At 73.5% G+C, this 14,733-nt stretch carries 14 protein-coding genes; 2 read left to right on the top strand and 12 right to left on the bottom strand.

What is annotated here, in order from left to right; genetic code table 11:
- Positions 1-34: 34 nt before the first annotated feature.
- From ACXJ1Y_RS07420 to ACXJ1Y_RS07405, 4 genes are all read right to left on the bottom strand, one after another.
- Positions 35-1,528, bottom strand: a complete 1,494-nt coding sequence (locus ACXJ1Y_RS07420) for a DUF2336 domain-containing protein (protein ID WP_463849440.1) — start codon at positions 1,526-1,528, stop codon at positions 35-37.
- Positions 1,525-2,631, bottom strand: a complete 1,107-nt coding sequence (locus ACXJ1Y_RS07415; RefSeq protein WP_463849439.1) for a lytic transglycosylase domain-containing protein — start codon at positions 2,629-2,631, stop codon at positions 1,525-1,527. The genes ACXJ1Y_RS07420 and ACXJ1Y_RS07415 overlap by 4 nt, the downstream gene beginning before the upstream one ends.
- A 96-nt stretch (positions 2,632-2,727) precedes the next feature.
- Positions 2,728-3,357, bottom strand: coding sequence for a flavin reductase family protein (locus ACXJ1Y_RS07410; RefSeq protein WP_463849438.1), 630 nt, complete (start codon positions 3,355-3,357; stop codon positions 2,728-2,730).
- Between the two features lie 7 nt (positions 3,358-3,364).
- The gene (locus ACXJ1Y_RS07405) at positions 3,365-3,928 is read right to left on the bottom strand and encodes a nitroreductase family protein (protein ID WP_463849437.1); all 564 of its coding nucleotides are present in this window, start codon (positions 3,926-3,928) and stop codon (positions 3,365-3,367) included.
- Positions 3,929-4,059: 131 nt separating this feature from the next.
- Here ACXJ1Y_RS07405 and ACXJ1Y_RS07400 point away from each other — a divergent pair, with 131 nt between their 5' ends.
- Positions 4,060-5,028, top strand: coding sequence for an RgsD C-terminal domain-containing protein (locus tag ACXJ1Y_RS07400; protein ID WP_463849436.1), 969 nt, complete (start codon positions 4,060-4,062; stop codon positions 5,026-5,028).
- Positions 5,029-5,161: 133 nt separating this feature from the next.
- Positions 5,162-5,566 carry a PRC-barrel domain-containing protein gene (locus tag ACXJ1Y_RS07395; protein WP_463849435.1) on the top strand — a complete coding sequence of 135 codons (405 nt, stop codon included), beginning with the start codon at positions 5,162-5,164 and terminating at the stop codon, positions 5,564-5,566.
- Between the two features lie 127 nt (positions 5,567-5,693).
- Here the strand turns inward: ACXJ1Y_RS07395 and ACXJ1Y_RS07390 are convergent, their stop codons facing one another.
- From ACXJ1Y_RS07390 to ACXJ1Y_RS07355, 8 genes are all read right to left on the bottom strand, one after another.
- On the bottom strand, positions 5,694-6,719 hold the full coding sequence (locus ACXJ1Y_RS07390; protein WP_463849434.1) for a YcjF family protein: 1,026 nt from the start codon (positions 6,717-6,719) through the stop codon (positions 5,694-5,696).
- A gap of 19 nt (positions 6,720-6,738) precedes the next feature.
- The gene (locus ACXJ1Y_RS07385) at positions 6,739-8,190 is read right to left on the bottom strand and encodes a YcjX family GTP-binding protein (protein WP_463849433.1); all 1,452 of its coding nucleotides are present in this window, start codon (positions 8,188-8,190) and stop codon (positions 6,739-6,741) included.
- A gap of 76 nt (positions 8,191-8,266) precedes the next feature.
- Complete coding sequence (locus ACXJ1Y_RS07380) at positions 8,267-9,367, bottom strand: hypothetical protein (protein WP_463849432.1); 1,101 nt, start codon at positions 9,365-9,367, stop codon at positions 8,267-8,269.
- Between the two features lie 19 nt (positions 9,368-9,386).
- The gene (hisN, locus tag ACXJ1Y_RS07375; RefSeq protein WP_463849431.1) at positions 9,387-10,175 is read right to left on the bottom strand and encodes a histidinol-phosphatase; all 789 of its coding nucleotides are present in this window, start codon (positions 10,173-10,175) and stop codon (positions 9,387-9,389) included.
- Positions 10,176-10,243: 68 nt separating this feature from the next.
- Positions 10,244-12,274 carry an AI-2E family transporter gene (locus tag ACXJ1Y_RS07370; RefSeq protein WP_463849430.1) on the bottom strand — a complete coding sequence of 677 codons (2,031 nt, stop codon included), beginning with the start codon at positions 12,272-12,274 and terminating at the stop codon, positions 10,244-10,246.
- A 112-nt stretch (positions 12,275-12,386) separates the two neighbouring features.
- On the bottom strand, positions 12,387-12,812 hold the full coding sequence (locus ACXJ1Y_RS07365) for a hypothetical protein (RefSeq protein WP_463849429.1): 426 nt from the start codon (positions 12,810-12,812) through the stop codon (positions 12,387-12,389).
- Positions 12,813-12,867: 55 nt separating this feature from the next.
- Complete coding sequence (locus tag ACXJ1Y_RS07360; protein ID WP_463849428.1) at positions 12,868-13,167, bottom strand: hypothetical protein; 300 nt, start codon at positions 13,165-13,167, stop codon at positions 12,868-12,870.
- 56 nt (positions 13,168-13,223) lie between these two features.
- Positions 13,224-14,696 carry an MmgE/PrpD family protein gene (locus ACXJ1Y_RS07355; protein ID WP_463849427.1) on the bottom strand — a complete coding sequence of 491 codons (1,473 nt, stop codon included), beginning with the start codon at positions 14,694-14,696 and terminating at the stop codon, positions 13,224-13,226.
- Positions 14,697-14,733 lie beyond the last annotated feature (37 nt).

Raw genomic sequence — 14,733 nt, 5'->3', positions numbered from 1 at the left:
GGCGGGGGGCTTTCGTCGTTTCGGGGACGCTGCTTCAGGCGGCGATGGCGATGCCGTCCTTCGCATCGTCCTTCACCGGGGCGATGCGGCTCGCGCGGAACTCCGCGATGAGCGCGGCATCGAGGTCGGCGAGGACCGCGTCCGGCACCGCCTGGGCGGCCGTCCGGTCCCGGCCGCTGCGGAACCATTCCAGGATCTGTTCGGGCAGGGTTTCGAGGATCGCGCCCACCGGGTCGGTGCGGCCCTCCCCCGCGGCGGGCGGCTCCACCGCCGGGGCCTCGGTGCCGGATTCGGCCCGGCGATGGGCCTCCAGCGCCTCGCGCCACGCGGCGTCGGCGGCGATCCGGCGGCGCTCGGCGGCCTCGCGGGCCGTCGCCTGGGCGAGGATGGCGCGGGTCGTCTCGCGTGCCTCGTCACGGGCGGCCTCGGCCTCGAAGCGGGTGAGCAGGGCGACGACGCTGCGGATCTCCGGGCTCTCCCAGCCCTCGCAGGCCGCGATGGCGTGCTCGATCATCCGCCGGGACAGGCCAGCGCCTTTCGCGCCGCCGCCCGGCGCCGCGCGGGCGGTCTCCCGCCACGCCGCGAGCACCGCGTGCATCGCCGGCAGGAGCGGCGCGGGCAGGCCCGCCTTCTCGTGCAGGTCCGCGACGGCGCGGGGATCGCGCATGGCGCGGGCGACGCTCGCATGGTCGAGGCCCGACAGGTCGGCGAAGGCGGTCTGGGCGAACTCGATCCGGCCGGACAGGATCGCCCGCAGGATCAGCCCGGCATTGAGCTGGTGGCTCGCGCGCAGGTAGCTCACGAGGCGGGAGGTCGCCGCCGCGCCGGCCCCGGCGCTGAGGTCGAGGGCCGTCCGCTCCGCGACCTCGCGGTTGATGCGCTCGCAGCGCGCCTCCCCGAGCCAGCCGCGCTCGGTGGCGAAGGCCGACAGGCTGCGGGCCAGGGCGACGGCCACGGCGTGGCGCGCCTCCGGCGGCAGGTCGTGGCGGGCGAGCAGCGCCTCGCGCAGGTCGGCCTCGTGGCCGAAGCGCTCGATCATCCGCAGGAGCCGCCCCCCGGTGATCCGGGCGGTCGGGTTGCCCGCGAGCGCCACGAGGGTCGGCAGGTCGGCGATCTCGGCGAGCGCCCCCGAGACGGCGGGGGTGAGGTGATGGCGCCGGGCGATGGCGGCCCGCGCGTCCTCGTCGCCGAGCGCCGCCGCCTCCACGAGGTCCGCCTCGGTGAGGACGGGGGAGCGCGCCAGGATCGGCTCGGCCACGGCGAACGCATCGCAGGACAGGGCGACCACGATGGGGCGCGGGCTGCGGGCGGAATCGGCGCAGACCTCCGCGAGCGCCCGGCGCACCGAGGGGGCCGGGTCGTCGAGGAGGCTGAGCAGCGCCGTCTTGGCCTCCCAGAGGGCGTCGGCGTCGAGGTCGCCGTAGAGATAGGCCCGCGCCAGCGCCGCCCCGCCCTGCGCCCGGCGGTCGGCCGGGGCGTTCAGGGTCAGGGCCAGGAATTGGCGGATGATCATGGACTTCTTGATCATGGGCCTCTCCGGGGCGCGAACAGGGAATTGGGAAGGGGCGCCGCGCCGAACTCCGCCGGGCGGCGGGGCGGCAGGGGCGCGTGGACGAGGGCCGGGCCGGGCGGCACCGGCCTGTCCGCGAGGCTGCCCGTCGTCGCCGGGATGTCCTCGGGATCGGCCGAGGCCAGCATCGCCGCCGGGGGGGCGCTCGGGCCTTCGTCGGAACGCGGGAAGTAGGAGGGCGCCGGCCGCGCCGTGGCGGTGCCGGAACTGCGCCCCTGCCAGAGCTTGGCGGCGGCGTCGGTGGCGGTGACGCGGCGGTCGGTCTGGAACAGGCTGCGCAGGTCCGATCCGCCGCCGAAGGCGGTCGCCGTCATGGCGTAGGCGGTGGCGGAGGCGGGCACCTCGCCCCCCTCGGGGCGGGACAGGACCACAACGGGATTCGCGCCTTGCGGGGCCCCTTGCGCGGCACCCTGGGCGGCGGCCGAGAGGCTGGCATAGAGTTCGGCGGCCGTGCGCGGGCGGCCGGTGCGGTCGTAGAACAGGGCGCGGTTGGCGGCGGCGGCCTCGGGCAGGTCGAGGGCGGCGGCGCGCTCCGGGAAGGTCTTGGCGGTGCCGATGAGGCTCGCCGCGCCCTTCGCCCCGAGGACGTGGGCGGCGTAGAGGTCCCCCGGCGTCGGCTCGTGGCCCATGGCCGCCTGGAGCGCCTGCGCGTTCTTCTGGGTGAGGGCGCCGGCCAGGACGGCGGCGACCTTCGGGTCGCGCCGCAGGTCGAGGATCGCCTGCTTCTGGCCGGGGTCGGCGACGGCGTAGGTGCCGTCGGACTGGCGGGAGATGGCATCCGCCTCGGCCTGCAGGCCGAGCTGCGGGCCGGCGTTCTTCATCGTCCCGAGCCAGGTCTGCTCGATGAACTGGAACAGCCCCGTGGCCGAGGAGGTCGGCGCCTTGGCGGAGGGGTCGAGGGCCGATTCGCGCCGCGCCGTGGCGAGGAGGTAGTCGAACCCGACCCCCGTGGCGCTCGCCCCGTCGCGGATCGCCTGCACGACCGGGGCCGGCGCCGGGCGCACGAGGGCCGGGGGCGTCGGGATCTCCGGGGGGCTGGCCGTGGTGGTGAACAGGAACATCCGGCGTCGGCCAGTCTGGTGGGACCGGCCGACCCTGCCCCCGTTATGGTAAACAAAGCCTCAAGGATGACGGGGACTTAACGGGCGCTTGCGCCGCTAACGCTCGGTAAACTCCGCCGCTCCCTTGGGTCGGCGCATGGTGAAGCGGGTTTCGGCGGTGGCGTGGAAGTAATCGAAATAGCCTCCGCGCATGATCGGATGCATCGCGCCGGTATCGACCATGCCGTCCGTGACGAAGCGGTCCTCGACGTAGATCGAGACCACCTGCCCGATCACGAGGAAGTTCTCGGCCTCGCCGCCGCCGAGGGGCACCAGCGGCACGGTCTGCAGCCAGCGGCATTCGAGGGCGGCGGGCGAGGCAGCCACGCGCGGCGGGCGGACCTTCTGCGAGGGCGCGGTCTCCAGCTTGGCGAAGGCGAACTCGCTCTCCCCGCGGGGCAGGGGCGCGGAGGAATCGTTCATCCCGTCGCGCAGGTCCCAGGTGGCGAGGCTGCACACGAACTCGCCCCCCTCCTCCGCGAAGGTCAGGGCATCCTTCCGCCCCGTCGAGGAGAAGGCCACCATGGCATCGCCCACCGCGTTGAAGAACGAGTAGGGCGCGAGGTTCAGGCGGCCCTGCCTGTCCATGGCGCTGATCCAGCCGATGGGCCGGGGCGCGACGATGGCCTTCAGCGGGTTGTGCGGCAGGCTGCGGGCGTCGCGGGGCAGGTCGAAATCGTAATGCACGAAGACCTCACAGGGTGGTGACGATGTCGGCGAGCGCCGGCCGGGGCCGGTCCGAGGGGATCTCCCGCCCCTTCCCGATATGCACGTAGCCCGCGAGACGTTCCTGCGGCGCGAGGCCCAGCGCGTCGAGCACCCGCCGGTCGTAGGCGTGCCATTCGGTGAGCCAGGAGGTGGCGTAGCCCATGGCGTTGGCGGCGACGACGAGGTTCATCGAGACCGCCCCGGCCGAGAGCACCTGCTCCCATTCCGGGATCTTCACATGCGGCCCGGCCCGCGACACGACGGCGACGACGACCGGCGCGTGCTGCAGGCGGCGGCGCTCCTGGTCGAGCCGGTCCGGCCCGGCCTCGGGGTTGTCGGCGGCGAAGGCGGCGGCGATGATCTCGCCGACCCGCGCCCGCGCCTCGCCCGCGATGACGATGAACCGCCAGGGGGCGAGCTTGCCGTGGTCCGGCACCCGCGCGGCGAGGGTGAGCAGGGTCTGCATCTCGTCCACGGTGGGGCCCGGCCCGTCGAGGAGGGGTGGCGGCACCGAGCGGCGGGTGCGCAGGAGGTCGAGCGTTGCGGTCATGGCTCCCGTCCGAAGGAGGTCGCGGCGTATCCGGCGGGTGTCGCACGGGGCGCCGCCGGGCGAAAGGTGCGGCCTTGCCGCCGCCATGGTCGCGCGGCACAGGGGCGGCGGCGGGCGAGAGGACGGACGGCATGGGCGCGGGACGGCGGACGAGGCGGGGCATTCTGCCGGCGGCTCTGGCGATGGCGCTCGCGCCCGCCCCGGCCCCCGCGCAGCAGAGCCTCGTGCCCGGCACGGGCACGCCGCTGCTGACGCCCTCGATCACCAGCCCCGCGCTGCCGCCCTCCCTCCCCCCGGCCGAGCCCGACGCGCAGCTCACCCTGTCGGCGATCTTCACCGGCAGCGGCACGCCCCTGCGCGACGGCCTCGCCTGGCGGATCTTCGATGACCGGGGCGAGGGCGCGCGGCCGGCGATCGTCGCCCGCTCCACCGAGGCCGAGCCGCATTTCACCCTGCCGCCGGGGGCCTACGTCGCCACCGTCACCTACGGCTTCGCCAGCGCCTCGAAGCGCATCGTCCTCGGCGGGCAGGCCGCCAGCGACACGCTGCGGATCGCGGCCGGGGCGCTGAAGCTCTCCGGCGCGGTGGGCGACACCAAGATCCCGCCGGACCAGCTGAGCTTCTCGGTCTTCGTGCCGGTGGGGACCAACTCGGAAGGGCGCCTCGTGCGCTCGGGCATCCACACGGGCGAGTTGCTGCGCCTGCCCGAGGGCACCTACCACGTGGTCTCGACCTACGGGGAATCGAACGCGATCCAGCGCGCCGACCTCAAGGTCGAGAACGGCAAGGTCACGGAGGCGACCCTCAACCACCGGGCGGCGACCGTCACCCTGAAGCTCGTGGCCACCCCCGGCGCCGAGGCCTTCGCGGGCACCGCCTTCTCCGTGCTGACGCCGGGCGGCGACACGATCCGCGAGGCGATCGGCGCCTTCCCGCAGGTGACGCTGGCCGAGGGCGACTACGTCCTCATCGCCCGCCACGACGGGCAGGTCTTCACCCGCGAGTTCAAGGTGGAGAGCGGCCTCGACCGGGACATCGAGGTGCAGGCGAAGTCGGAGCCGAAGTCGGAGCCGAAGCCGGAGCCCGCCCCGGCGAACTGAGCGTCCGCGTCAGCCCCCCGGCGACGCCCGGTCCGGTTCCATGTTCCGGCCATTAACATTTCCGTCAGACGGCGGAACGATCAGCGCGAACGGGCCATTCTATGCCGCCCGTTCCGGGTGGTTGGAGAATTCCATGCGCCGTCTCGTCCTTGCCTCGCTCGCCGCCGTGCTGCTCGCCGGTCCCGCCCTGGCCGCCGAACACAATGCCACCCCGCCGACCGTGGCGCCGAAGTTCGTCAACGTCCCGCAGGACGCGGTGCTCAGCTACAACCTGATCGGCCTGAACGTCACCGACGCGCAGAACAACACCGTCGGCGAGATCAAGGACCTCGTGATCGAGAGCCAGAAGCTGTCGGGCTACATCCTGTCCGTCGGCGGCTTCCTCGGCATGGGCGAGCGCTACGTGGTCGTGGCCCCCGATTCCGTGGCGCTGGGCTACGATGCCGACGCCAAGAAGTGGAAGGCGATCATCGGCGCCAGCAAGGACCAGCTGAAGTCCGCGCCGGAGTTCAAGTACGACGGCAAGTTCAAGCGGTAAGTGGCTGAAGGGTCTCGCAGGGCTCCGGCCTTTCGAGACCCGCCCGGCGGGTGAATAGCGAATAGCGAATAGCGAATAGTGTGAGGCGGGACGCGCGGCGCCCTGCCAACCAAACCCCTGCTACTCCCTATTCGCTATTCGCCCCGTCCCCACGCAGCAATTCCCCGGCGACGTCGGTGAGGCGCGGCGGCTCGATCCGCACGAAGGGCAGCGGGCGGCAGACCGCCAGGGCCGCGAGGCCGAACCGAGCGGTCATCAGCCCGTTCATCACCCCCTCCCCGAGCTTGGCCGAGACGCGGGCCGCGAGGCCGAGCCCCAGCACCTGCTGCATCATGCTCTCGCCGACCGCCATGCCGCCGGTCACGGTGAGATGCGCCAGCGCCGAGCGCGCGAGCCGCAGGAAGCCGAGGAAGCCCGGCCGTCCGCCGTAGATCGTCGCGATCCGGCGCAGGAGCCGCACGCCCGCGAACAGCACGAAGGCGACGTCCACGATGGCGCGGGGGCTGAGCGCCGTCACCGCCGAGACCTGCTTGGCCGTCGCCGCGATGGCGTTGCGCGCCTGCCGGTCGAGATCGGTCAGCAATTCCCGCTCCGCGAGGCCGATCCGGTCGTCCACGTCGAGGATCGCATCCGCCGAGGCGTCGAGGCGGGCGCGGGCGGAACTCAGCCGCTCGCGGCCGGCATAGAGGGCGGAGACCTCCTTCACCACCGCCAGCGCGCCGGAATGGTCGCGGGTGGCGATGGCGTCGATGGCCGTTTGGCGCAGGCGCTCGATCCGCTTCTCCCGCCGCAAGCCCGCGAGTTCCCGCCCGAGGATGACGGCGAGCGCCAGCAGCGCGAGGCCGAGCAGGGCGAGCGCCACCCAGCCGAGCCAGGGCGCCGCCTGGAACAGGTCGGCGATCATCCGCTCGAGGGAGAGGCCGATCCCGAGGGAGACGAGGCCGCCCGCCGCCGACCAGAACAGCGCCCCCCAGGGGGAGCCGCTCTTCGGCGCCACGGGCACGGGCACGCCGTCGGCGGCGTCCACGATCTCGAAGGGCTCCTCCACGATCACCGGGGCGGGGGCGGCGCGCTCCGGCGGCGGCGCGACGCCGGGGCCGGGCGGCGGCTCGGGGGAGAGGCGGAAGGCGCGGGGTTTCTGGCCTGAGGTCATCGCGAGGGATCCGAGAGGGTCAGGCGAGCCGGTCGCCGATCAGGAACTGCATCGCCCGGTCGAGGCGGATCTGCGGCAGGTGGCCGGGGCGACCGAGGGCGTCCGGCCGGACGAGCGGCGGGCGGAAGCGCGGGAAGCGCAGGGAGCCGGGCTCGACGGCGCCCTCCAGCACCGCCTCCGGCCGGGCGGGCAATTCGCCGGGGAAGATCGCCGCCTCGCTCTGGCCGTCGAAGGTCTCGTCGCCGACCACCTCCCCGGCCTCGGGCGTGCCCGCCACCGCGCGCAGCACCTCGCCGTCGTCGTGGACGGTGGTCTCGCGGGTCGCCCGCACGGAGGCCAGCGCCACCGTGCCGACGCGGGCGCCCGCGGCTTCCGTCCGGCGCATGGCGCGGGAGACGAGGAGGCGCAGCAGGGCGTCGAGGCGGTCGTGGCTCGTCTGGTGGAGATGGTCGGCCTTGGTGGCGGCGAACAGCACCCGGTCGGCGCGGGGGGCGAAGAGGCGCGACAGGATCGAGTTGCGGCCGATGTTGAGGCTGAGCAGAACCGCGTCGATGGCCTCTTCCAGCTCGGCGAGCGCGGTCGGCCCGGCATCCACCGCCGAGAGGACGTCCACCAGCACGATCTGCCGGTCGACCCGCTGGAAATGGTCGCGGAAGAAGGGCGTCACGACCTTGGACTTGTAGGCCTCGAACCGGCGCTGCATCAGCCCGGCGAGGCTGTCCGGGTCGATCGTGTCGGGCAGCCGGTCGAGGGGGGCGAAGGTCAGCGCCGGGGAGCCCGCGAGGTCGCCCGGCATCAGGAACCGCCCCGGCGGGGTGGTGGCGACCGCCTCTGGCCCGGCCCGCAGCGCCGAGAGGTAGGTCTTGAACGCGTCGCTCGCCCTCTCGGCGGCGACCTCGTCCAGGGGCGAGGCCGGATCGAACCCCTGGAGGGCGGCGAGCCACGGGGCGGCGATGGCGGCGCGGCCCGGCCGGCGGGTTCCGGCGATGGTCGAGCGCGACCACGCCACGTAATCGGTCTCGATGAGGGCGAGGTCGAGGAGCCATTCGCCGGGGTAATCGACCACGTCGAGCATCAGCGTCGCCGGGCCGGAGCGCCAGCCGGCGGCGCGCTCATAGGCGATCTCCAAACGGAACTGGCTGATCCGGTCGGTGGAGCGCGGCCACGCGCGGGCCTCGGTGAGGGTCGCGAAATGCTCCTCGAAGGGGAAGCGCGGCACGTCGTCGTCGGGCTGCGGCACGAGCCGGGCGCGGCGCAGGCGGCCCTCCTGCGCGACGGCGAAGGCCGGCAGGGCGTGCGTCTCGACGAGATGGTGGATCAGCGCTGTGGTGAACACCGTCTTGCCCGAGCGGGCGAGGCCGGTGACGCCGAGGCGGAGCGTCGGCTGGACGAGGAGGTCCTGGGACGCCTCGGCGAAGGCGCGCAGGGCCGAGCCGGCGCGGGAGGCGAGAGTGTGTGTGGGAGGGGCCAAGGGCCGACAAGCTCGGGGGGAGGGATCGCGGGCGTGAGGTGGCGCGGCCGGGGCGCCGTCGCAAGGGCGCGCCCGCCTATTGCTGCGCCGAGGCCGATTGTTCCTGCGTGAGCCGGCCGATGGCTCCGGCGACGAGGTCCGGCCCGGCGCGGAGCGTGCCGAGTTCCACCGCCGACATGACGAGCATCACGGCGGCGAGGTTCGGTAGGGGCGATCCGTCGGGGGCGAACAGGTGCAGGTCGTCGCCCGGCTTCACGCCGACGCTGCCCGCGATCCGCGCGGCGTAGGCATTGATGCGCACCTCGTCGCCGGAGCAGAGGGGGGCCGGCAGGCGCAGGTCGAGCACCGGAAGACCGGCGGCGATGGCCGGCAGCAGCGCCGATTCCGCCACCATCCTGTCCGGGCTCGGCACCCGGCTGCCCGACAGCAGCGCGGAGGGGTCCGCGACCGGGCGCGGGGCGGGCGTCGCCGTCGTCCCGATGCCGGAGGCGATGTCGGCCACCGGACGGGGCGCGGCGATCCGGGCGCGGGGGCGGCCGCCGAGGCGGGCGAGGGGCGACCAGGGCTGGACCCGCAGGGCGCCCGCAGGCGCGCGCCGCGCCGCCGCGACGCGGGGGGCGCCGCCCGGCCGGTGGCGGGCGAGGAAGCGGGCGCGCAGGGTCTTGCCGAGCCCCCTCGGCGCCAGCGCCGCCGAGATGGCGGGCGTCGCGACGGAGGCCCGGCCCGCGCTCGGGGCGGCGCTGCGGCATTCGGAGGGCGCCCAGCGGCGCACGATGGCGAGGGCGCTGCGGCGCTCGTAATCGCGGTAGTAGCGGCGCAGGAGCCGCGCGGCGGCGTCCGCCCCGTCGGCCAGGGTGGCGAAGGCCGTGTGCCCCTCCCCGTCCGCGCCGATCTCGCCGGGCCAGCGGGCCGACTTGATGCACCAGCCGTTGTTGAGCCGCACGCAGCGGGCGACGTAGGGCGGGTCCTTGCTGAGGCTCGCCGTGAGGGCCAGCGCCCGGGGCCGCAGGGCCTCGGCCGTCTGCGCGTGCCAGTTCGACACCGCCCGCGTCGCCGGATCGAAGCGCGGCGCCTCGGCCGGGGCGGGGCTCGCCGGGGGCAGGAGGGGGCGCGACGGCAGGGCGGCGTGCAGGCTGCCCCACAGGCTCGCGGTGGCGAGGAGGAGGCTCAGCAGCACGGACCGTCCATCGTGCCCCTCACGGGTTCAGCACCTTGAGGGCCGCCTCGTGCAGCCGGGGATCGCCCGCCGCGACCACCCTCCCCCCCTTGGCGGCGGAGCCGCCGTCCCAGGCGGTGACGCGCCCGCCCGCGCCCTCGATGATCGGGATCAGCGCGCAGATGTCGTAGGGCTTCAGCCCGGCCTCGACCACGAGGTCGACCTGCCCCGCCGCGAGCATGCAATAGGCGTAGCAATCGGTGCCGTAGCGGGAGAGGCGCACCCGCCCCTCCAGGGAACGGAAGCGCGTCGCCTCCTCGCCCTCGGCGAACAGGCGCGGGTCGGTGGTGGCGAGGAGCGCCTGGGCGAGGTCGCCGCAGCGGCGGGTGCGCAGGGTGCGCTCCCCGGCCGGGCCGCGCAGCCGCGCCGTGCGGCCGTCGCCCGTGAAGATCTCGTTCAGGTAGGGCTGGTGCATCAGCCCGCGCACCGGCACCCCGTGGCGGGTGAGGCCGATCAGCGTGCCCCAGGTCGGCAGGCCGGCGATGAAGGCGCGGGTGCCGTCGATGGGATCGAGCACCCAGACGCATTCCGCATCCTCCCGCTCGGTGCCGAACTCCTCGCCGAGGATGCCGTGGCCGGGGAAGGCCTTGCCGATCAGCGTCCGCAGGACGACCTCCGCCGCCCGGTCGGCCTCCGTCACCGGATCGAACGGCGCGCCGCCGCGCGCCTTGTCCTCGAGGGCGAATTGCGCCCGGAAGAACGGCAGGATCGCCTTGCCCGAGGCGTGGGCGAGGTCTTCCATGAACCGGCCGAGTTCGACGACGCTCATGCGGGGAGTGCTCCGACGGGCCGGCGGCCCGCCGACGGTCAGACGAAGGCTGGCGCGGGGCCCCGGCGTCAAGCCCCCTGCCCTACGACGTCGGGGGCCAGAGCCGCCGGCTCGGGCGCCTCCGGCCGGGGCCGCGGGGCGGCCGTCGCGTCCGCCCCGGCGGCGGCGAGCACCGCCTCCACCGCCTCGTGCAGGGAGCCGGCGGTGATGTCCGCGTCGAGGGTGAAGGTCGGGCGCCGCTCCTCCTGCCCGGCGAGCCACAGCCCGGCGAGCACCGGCACGGCGGGCATGCGCTGCCGCAGGCGGGCGATGAGCCGGTTCAGGTGCTGCGGCTCGCCGCCATGGGCGATGGAGACGACGCAAGCGATCCGCGCCGCCCCCGGATCGAGCCGGGCGAGCCGGGCCGAGGCGGTGTCGGAGAAGGGCACCGTCCGCGCGCCGATGCCCCGCTTGGCGAGGATCTGCGCCAGGATCGCCACGGCGGCGGCATCGAGGAAGCCCCGGCCGGAGACGCAGAGCACCGCGCCCTCACGGGTCCAGCCCTCCGGCAGGTCGCCGGGAATCGGATGCACCGGCAGGGGGCTGCAGGCGCCTTCGGCCTCGCAGGCGTCGGCGGCCGGCTTGTCCCTGTGCCCGCCCTCGACGGGGCCGTCCGCCCGGTCGGCGAGGTCGTCGATGAGTTCGGAGAGCGTGCCGCGCATGGCGCTCTTCTGGGCGGGGGTGAGCACGCCGCGCGCCGCGTCCCCGGCCGCCAGTTCGAGCGCCTTCAGCACCACGTCCTCATAATACGAGGAGAGCGAGCAATGCTGGAGGATCAGCTCGGCATGGCCCAGCACCTCCTCGGAATCGCCCGCGAGGATGCGCTGGTAGAAGTTCTGCACGGGTGTCAGAGCGGGCCTGTCGCCGAACAGAACGTCGAGGAACTCGAGATGGTCGGCATGGCGCCCGAGCACCACGAGGCAGGCGGTGAGCGGCGTCGAGAGCAGCAGGCCCACCGGCCCCCACAGCCATGTCCAGAACAGGGCCGAAACCAGCACGGCGGTGGGCGAGAGGCCGGTCGACTGGCCGTAGAAGATCGGCTCGATCACCTGCCCGGCCAGGGGTTCGAGGATCAGGAACAGGATCGCCGTGGCGATGGTCATGTTCCAGCCCGGCTCGATCGCCGCCGCCAGGAGCATCGGCAGCAGGGCCGAGAGGAAGGCGCCGAGATAGGGCACGAAGCGCATCAGCGCCGAGACGATCCCGCACAGGACCGGGTTCGGCACGCCGATCAGGTAGAGGCCGACGCCGATCACCACGCCGAAGGCGGTGTTGAGGGCGAGCTGCGCCACGAAGTAGCGCGAGAGCCGCTTGGCGGCGTCGTCCATCGCCACCGTGGTGCGGTGGAGGTCGCGGGAGCCCGCCAGCCGGATCAGCCGGTCGCGCAGGTCCTCCCGCTGCATCAGCACGAAGAGCAGCACCACGAAGACGATGCCGAGGGTCGCCAGGGGCTGCATGATCGGCGAGAGCAGCGTGCTCGCGGTCTCCAGCGGGCTCGGCGGCGCCGCCGTCATCTCCACCAGCATCGGCTTGCGCTCGGGCGGGGGCTCCCCCTTCGCGGCCGGCGGCGGGGGCGAGGCGGCGGGCTTCGGCTGCGTCTCGGCGTTGCCGGCGTTGTGGATCGCCCGGCCGATATTGGCGACGTAATCGGTCATGCGCCCGGCGGGACTGTCGCGCAGGCTTTCGAGCTTGCGCTCGATCGTGGCGCGGTAGCGCGGCACGTCTCCGGCGAGGTCGGCGACCTGAATGCCGATCAGCGTGCCCAGCGCCCCGACGATCCCGAGGGTCATCAGGACGGCGAGCCCCACGGCGACGAGGCGCGGCAGGCGGCAGCGGCGCAGGTAGTTCACCAGCGGCCCGAGGACGAAGGACAGCAGCAGCGCGATGGCGATGGGGATGAAGATCTCGCGGCCGAAATACAGCCCGGCCACGAGGATCGCCCCGACGATGAGGGGCGAGGCGAGCGCCGCCTTGGGCCGCTCGGCGGCTGTGACGCGGGTCGGACGGGGCCGGATCGACGGACCATCCATGCCGAGCCCCACGCTGCTCCTGTTCACCATCGACGACCCACGAGCCCCCACGACGCCACACGCGGCGCCGACCGGGGCCGGGGCGCCGGCTGAGGAACCGACCGGGACGCGAAAACGATCCCGGCCGCGAGACCCCCAGCCGTCAGGCGCGCGAATCGACCAGTAGGAGGGCGAGCAGGTCGGTGGCTTCGAGCGCGTCGATCCGGGCGAGCGCCTGCATCGCGCGATCCGCCGAGTCGCAGACATCCTGCGCGTCCGCCGGCCTGAAGACGGCCTGCGGATCGTAATCGGCGGCATGCCTGAGCGCCTGGAGGCGTTGGAAGTTCTCCGCGAATTCCCTCGCCGCCTCAGATGCCACGTCGCGCCCGAGGATTTCCCGATACCGGCGGGAGAGGGTCGGCCGCTCGATGGCGATGCAGATTTCCCTCATCCGCCCGTGGGAGAATCCCCGGTAGAGCAGTCCATAGGCCGGGCTCGCGCGGCCGGCCCGCCCCACAAACCGTTCCGCCGCCGCCTTCAGGGTCGCATGGAACAGGGCGTAATACGCGGTCGAGATCGACCGCCTCAATTCGCCGTCCCGGGCCGAACCACGCCCGGCCAGATCGCGCGCGAGCGCCAACAGCTCAGAGGGGTCGAGCACGGAGGTCGGCGGTCACGTCGCTTCGGGAGAGGAAGCGGACGAAGGGGTAATGCTCGTCCCCGCCATTCACGAGGACATCGCGAATGGTCCGCCGGATCCGGCTCTTCGCGGCCGGATTGAGGGGCGGATCCTCGTCCTCCTGAACGATCGTGATGTGCCAGACGAGATCCTGCATCCAATCCAGGCCGAGTTCGGCCTTCGCGTCGCCGGCCGAGCGGCCCGCGACGCGGTGGACCGAATCGAGGCTGATCTCGCGAACCTTCGCCGGATCGAATTCACCCATGCCGGGAGAGTGCCAACCGGCCCGAGACCGGTCAACACACGTTTAACGGGTGGGGATCAGACCCCCTGCACTCCCGCCCGCGCGACCTCGCCCGCGTCCTTCAGGTCGGGCAGGGAGCGACACAGGGCGAGCACGCGGTTCGCCTGCGCGGCGGGGAGGATGCCGTCCGCGAGGTCCTTGAACTTCGCGTCGAGCTGGGCGTCGGTCATCGGCTTCTCGACGCTGCCGATGGCGTGGTCGATGTGGCGGTGGATCGTGCGCCCGTCGTTCAGGGTGACGATCATGTCCACCTGCGCCGGGTCGACGCCCGGCGTGACCACCGGGTTCACCTTGCCCCGCAGCGCTACCACGCGCGGGTCGTTCACCGCCCGGTCGCTGAACTGCTTCTCGCCGCCCGCGCCCTCCACGAGGGCCACCGCCACCGCGTGGTAGATGCTGAACTTGCCCTCCAGCCCCGTCTTCGGCGCGGTCTTGCCCGTGAGCTCCAGCACCAGCGGATGGACCTTGAGGTCCACGGACTTGATGTCCTCCGGCTTCACGTGGTCCTCGTCGCGGATCTGGATCGCCGCGTCGATCGCCGGATGCATGACGATGCCGCAGGCGAAGGGCTTGTAGGTGTTGAGCGCGCTCTCGTAGCGGCTCCCGAGCCCGTCGGTGATCTGCGACCAATCCTGCTTGGTGGAGATGGTCTGCGCCCAGCCCCGGCGGACCTCGATCATCCTGTCCGAGGAGGTGAAGCCCTTCGCGGCCAGGATCGCCGCGAACAGCCCGTTGGCGGCGGCGCGGCCGGGGTTGAAGCTCTTGTTCATGGAGCCGAACGACTCGCGCAGGCCCACCGGCTGCGAGGCGGCGAGGCCGAGCGCGTAGATCGTCTGCTCCTGCGTGAGCCCCATCAGCTTTGCGGAGGCGGCGGCGGAGCCGAACACGCCGCAGGTGCCGGTGATGTGCCAGCCGGCATCGTAATGGTTCGGATAGACCATGTTGCCGATGCGGCACTCGACCTCGATGCCCACCACCAGCGCGTCGAGGAAGTCCTTGCCGGAGACGGGCTTCATCTCCGCATAGGCCAGGATCGCCGAGGCGACCGGCCCGGCCGGATGGATGATCGTCTTCAGGTGGGTGTCGTCGAAGTCGAAGATGTGGCTCGACACGCCGTTGAGGAAGGCGGCGTTCATGATGTCGAACCGCTCGGTGCGGCCGAACAGGCTCGCCTGCGGCGGCCCGGAGAAGGGCTGCAGCGCCGAGACCGCGATGTCCAGGGTCTCGTGGTGCGAGCCGCCGATGGCGACGCCCACCCAGTTCAGGAAGCTGCGCACGCCCTCCCGGCGGACGGTCTCCGGCAGGCCGTCATAGGTGGAGCCGCGGATGAACTCCGCGAGGATCTTCGTCACGGGCGGAGGCGGCGGAGCCTTGGCCGCCGGGACCTTGACCGCAGGGGCCGGCGTCTCGGCCGCCTGGGCCGCGGTCAGGGCGGGCGCGCCCAGCGCGAGGCCGGCGGCGCCGAGGAGCGAGCGGCGGTTCATACCCATCAGATTGTCCTCCCGCGCGGGCCGTCTCGGGCCCGTC

The sequence above is a fragment of the Methylobacterium sp. TK26 genome (assembly GCF_055361565.1).
This window is presented reverse-complemented; position numbering and strand designations above follow the sequence as displayed.

Bases quoted from the DNA above. Each gene is read 5' to 3' on its own strand.
- ACXJ1Y_RS07395 (WP_463849435.1), top strand. From the start codon at position 5,162: ATGCGCCGTCTCGTCCTTGCCTCGCTCGCCGCCGTGCTGCTCGCCGGT.
- ACXJ1Y_RS07370 (WP_463849430.1), bottom strand. From the start codon at position 12,274: ATGGTGAACAGGAGCAGCGTGGGGCTCGGCATGGATGGTCCGTCGATC.
- ACXJ1Y_RS07405 (WP_463849437.1), bottom strand. From the start codon at position 3,928: ATGACCGCAACGCTCGACCTCCTGCGCACCCGCCGCTCGGTGCCGCCA.
- ACXJ1Y_RS07390 (WP_463849434.1), bottom strand. From the start codon at position 6,719: ATGACCTCAGGCCAGAAACCCCGCGCCTTCCGCCTCTCCCCCGAGCCG.
- ACXJ1Y_RS07360 (WP_463849428.1), bottom strand. From the start codon at position 13,167: ATGGGTGAATTCGATCCGGCGAAGGTTCGCGAGATCAGCCTCGATTCG.
- ACXJ1Y_RS07420 (WP_463849440.1), bottom strand. From the start codon at position 1,528: ATGATCAAGAAGTCCATGATCATCCGCCAATTCCTGGCCCTGACCCTG.
- ACXJ1Y_RS07415 (WP_463849439.1), bottom strand. From the start codon at position 2,631: ATGTTCCTGTTCACCACCACGGCCAGCCCCCCGGAGATCCCGACGCCC.
- ACXJ1Y_RS07355 (WP_463849427.1), bottom strand. From the start codon at position 14,696: ATGGGTATGAACCGCCGCTCGCTCCTCGGCGCCGCCGGCCTCGCGCTG.
- ACXJ1Y_RS07400 (WP_463849436.1), top strand. From the start codon at position 4,060: ATGGGCGCGGGACGGCGGACGAGGCGGGGCATTCTGCCGGCGGCTCTG.
- hisN (WP_463849431.1), bottom strand. From the start codon at position 10,175: ATGAGCGTCGTCGAACTCGGCCGGTTCATGGAAGACCTCGCCCACGCC.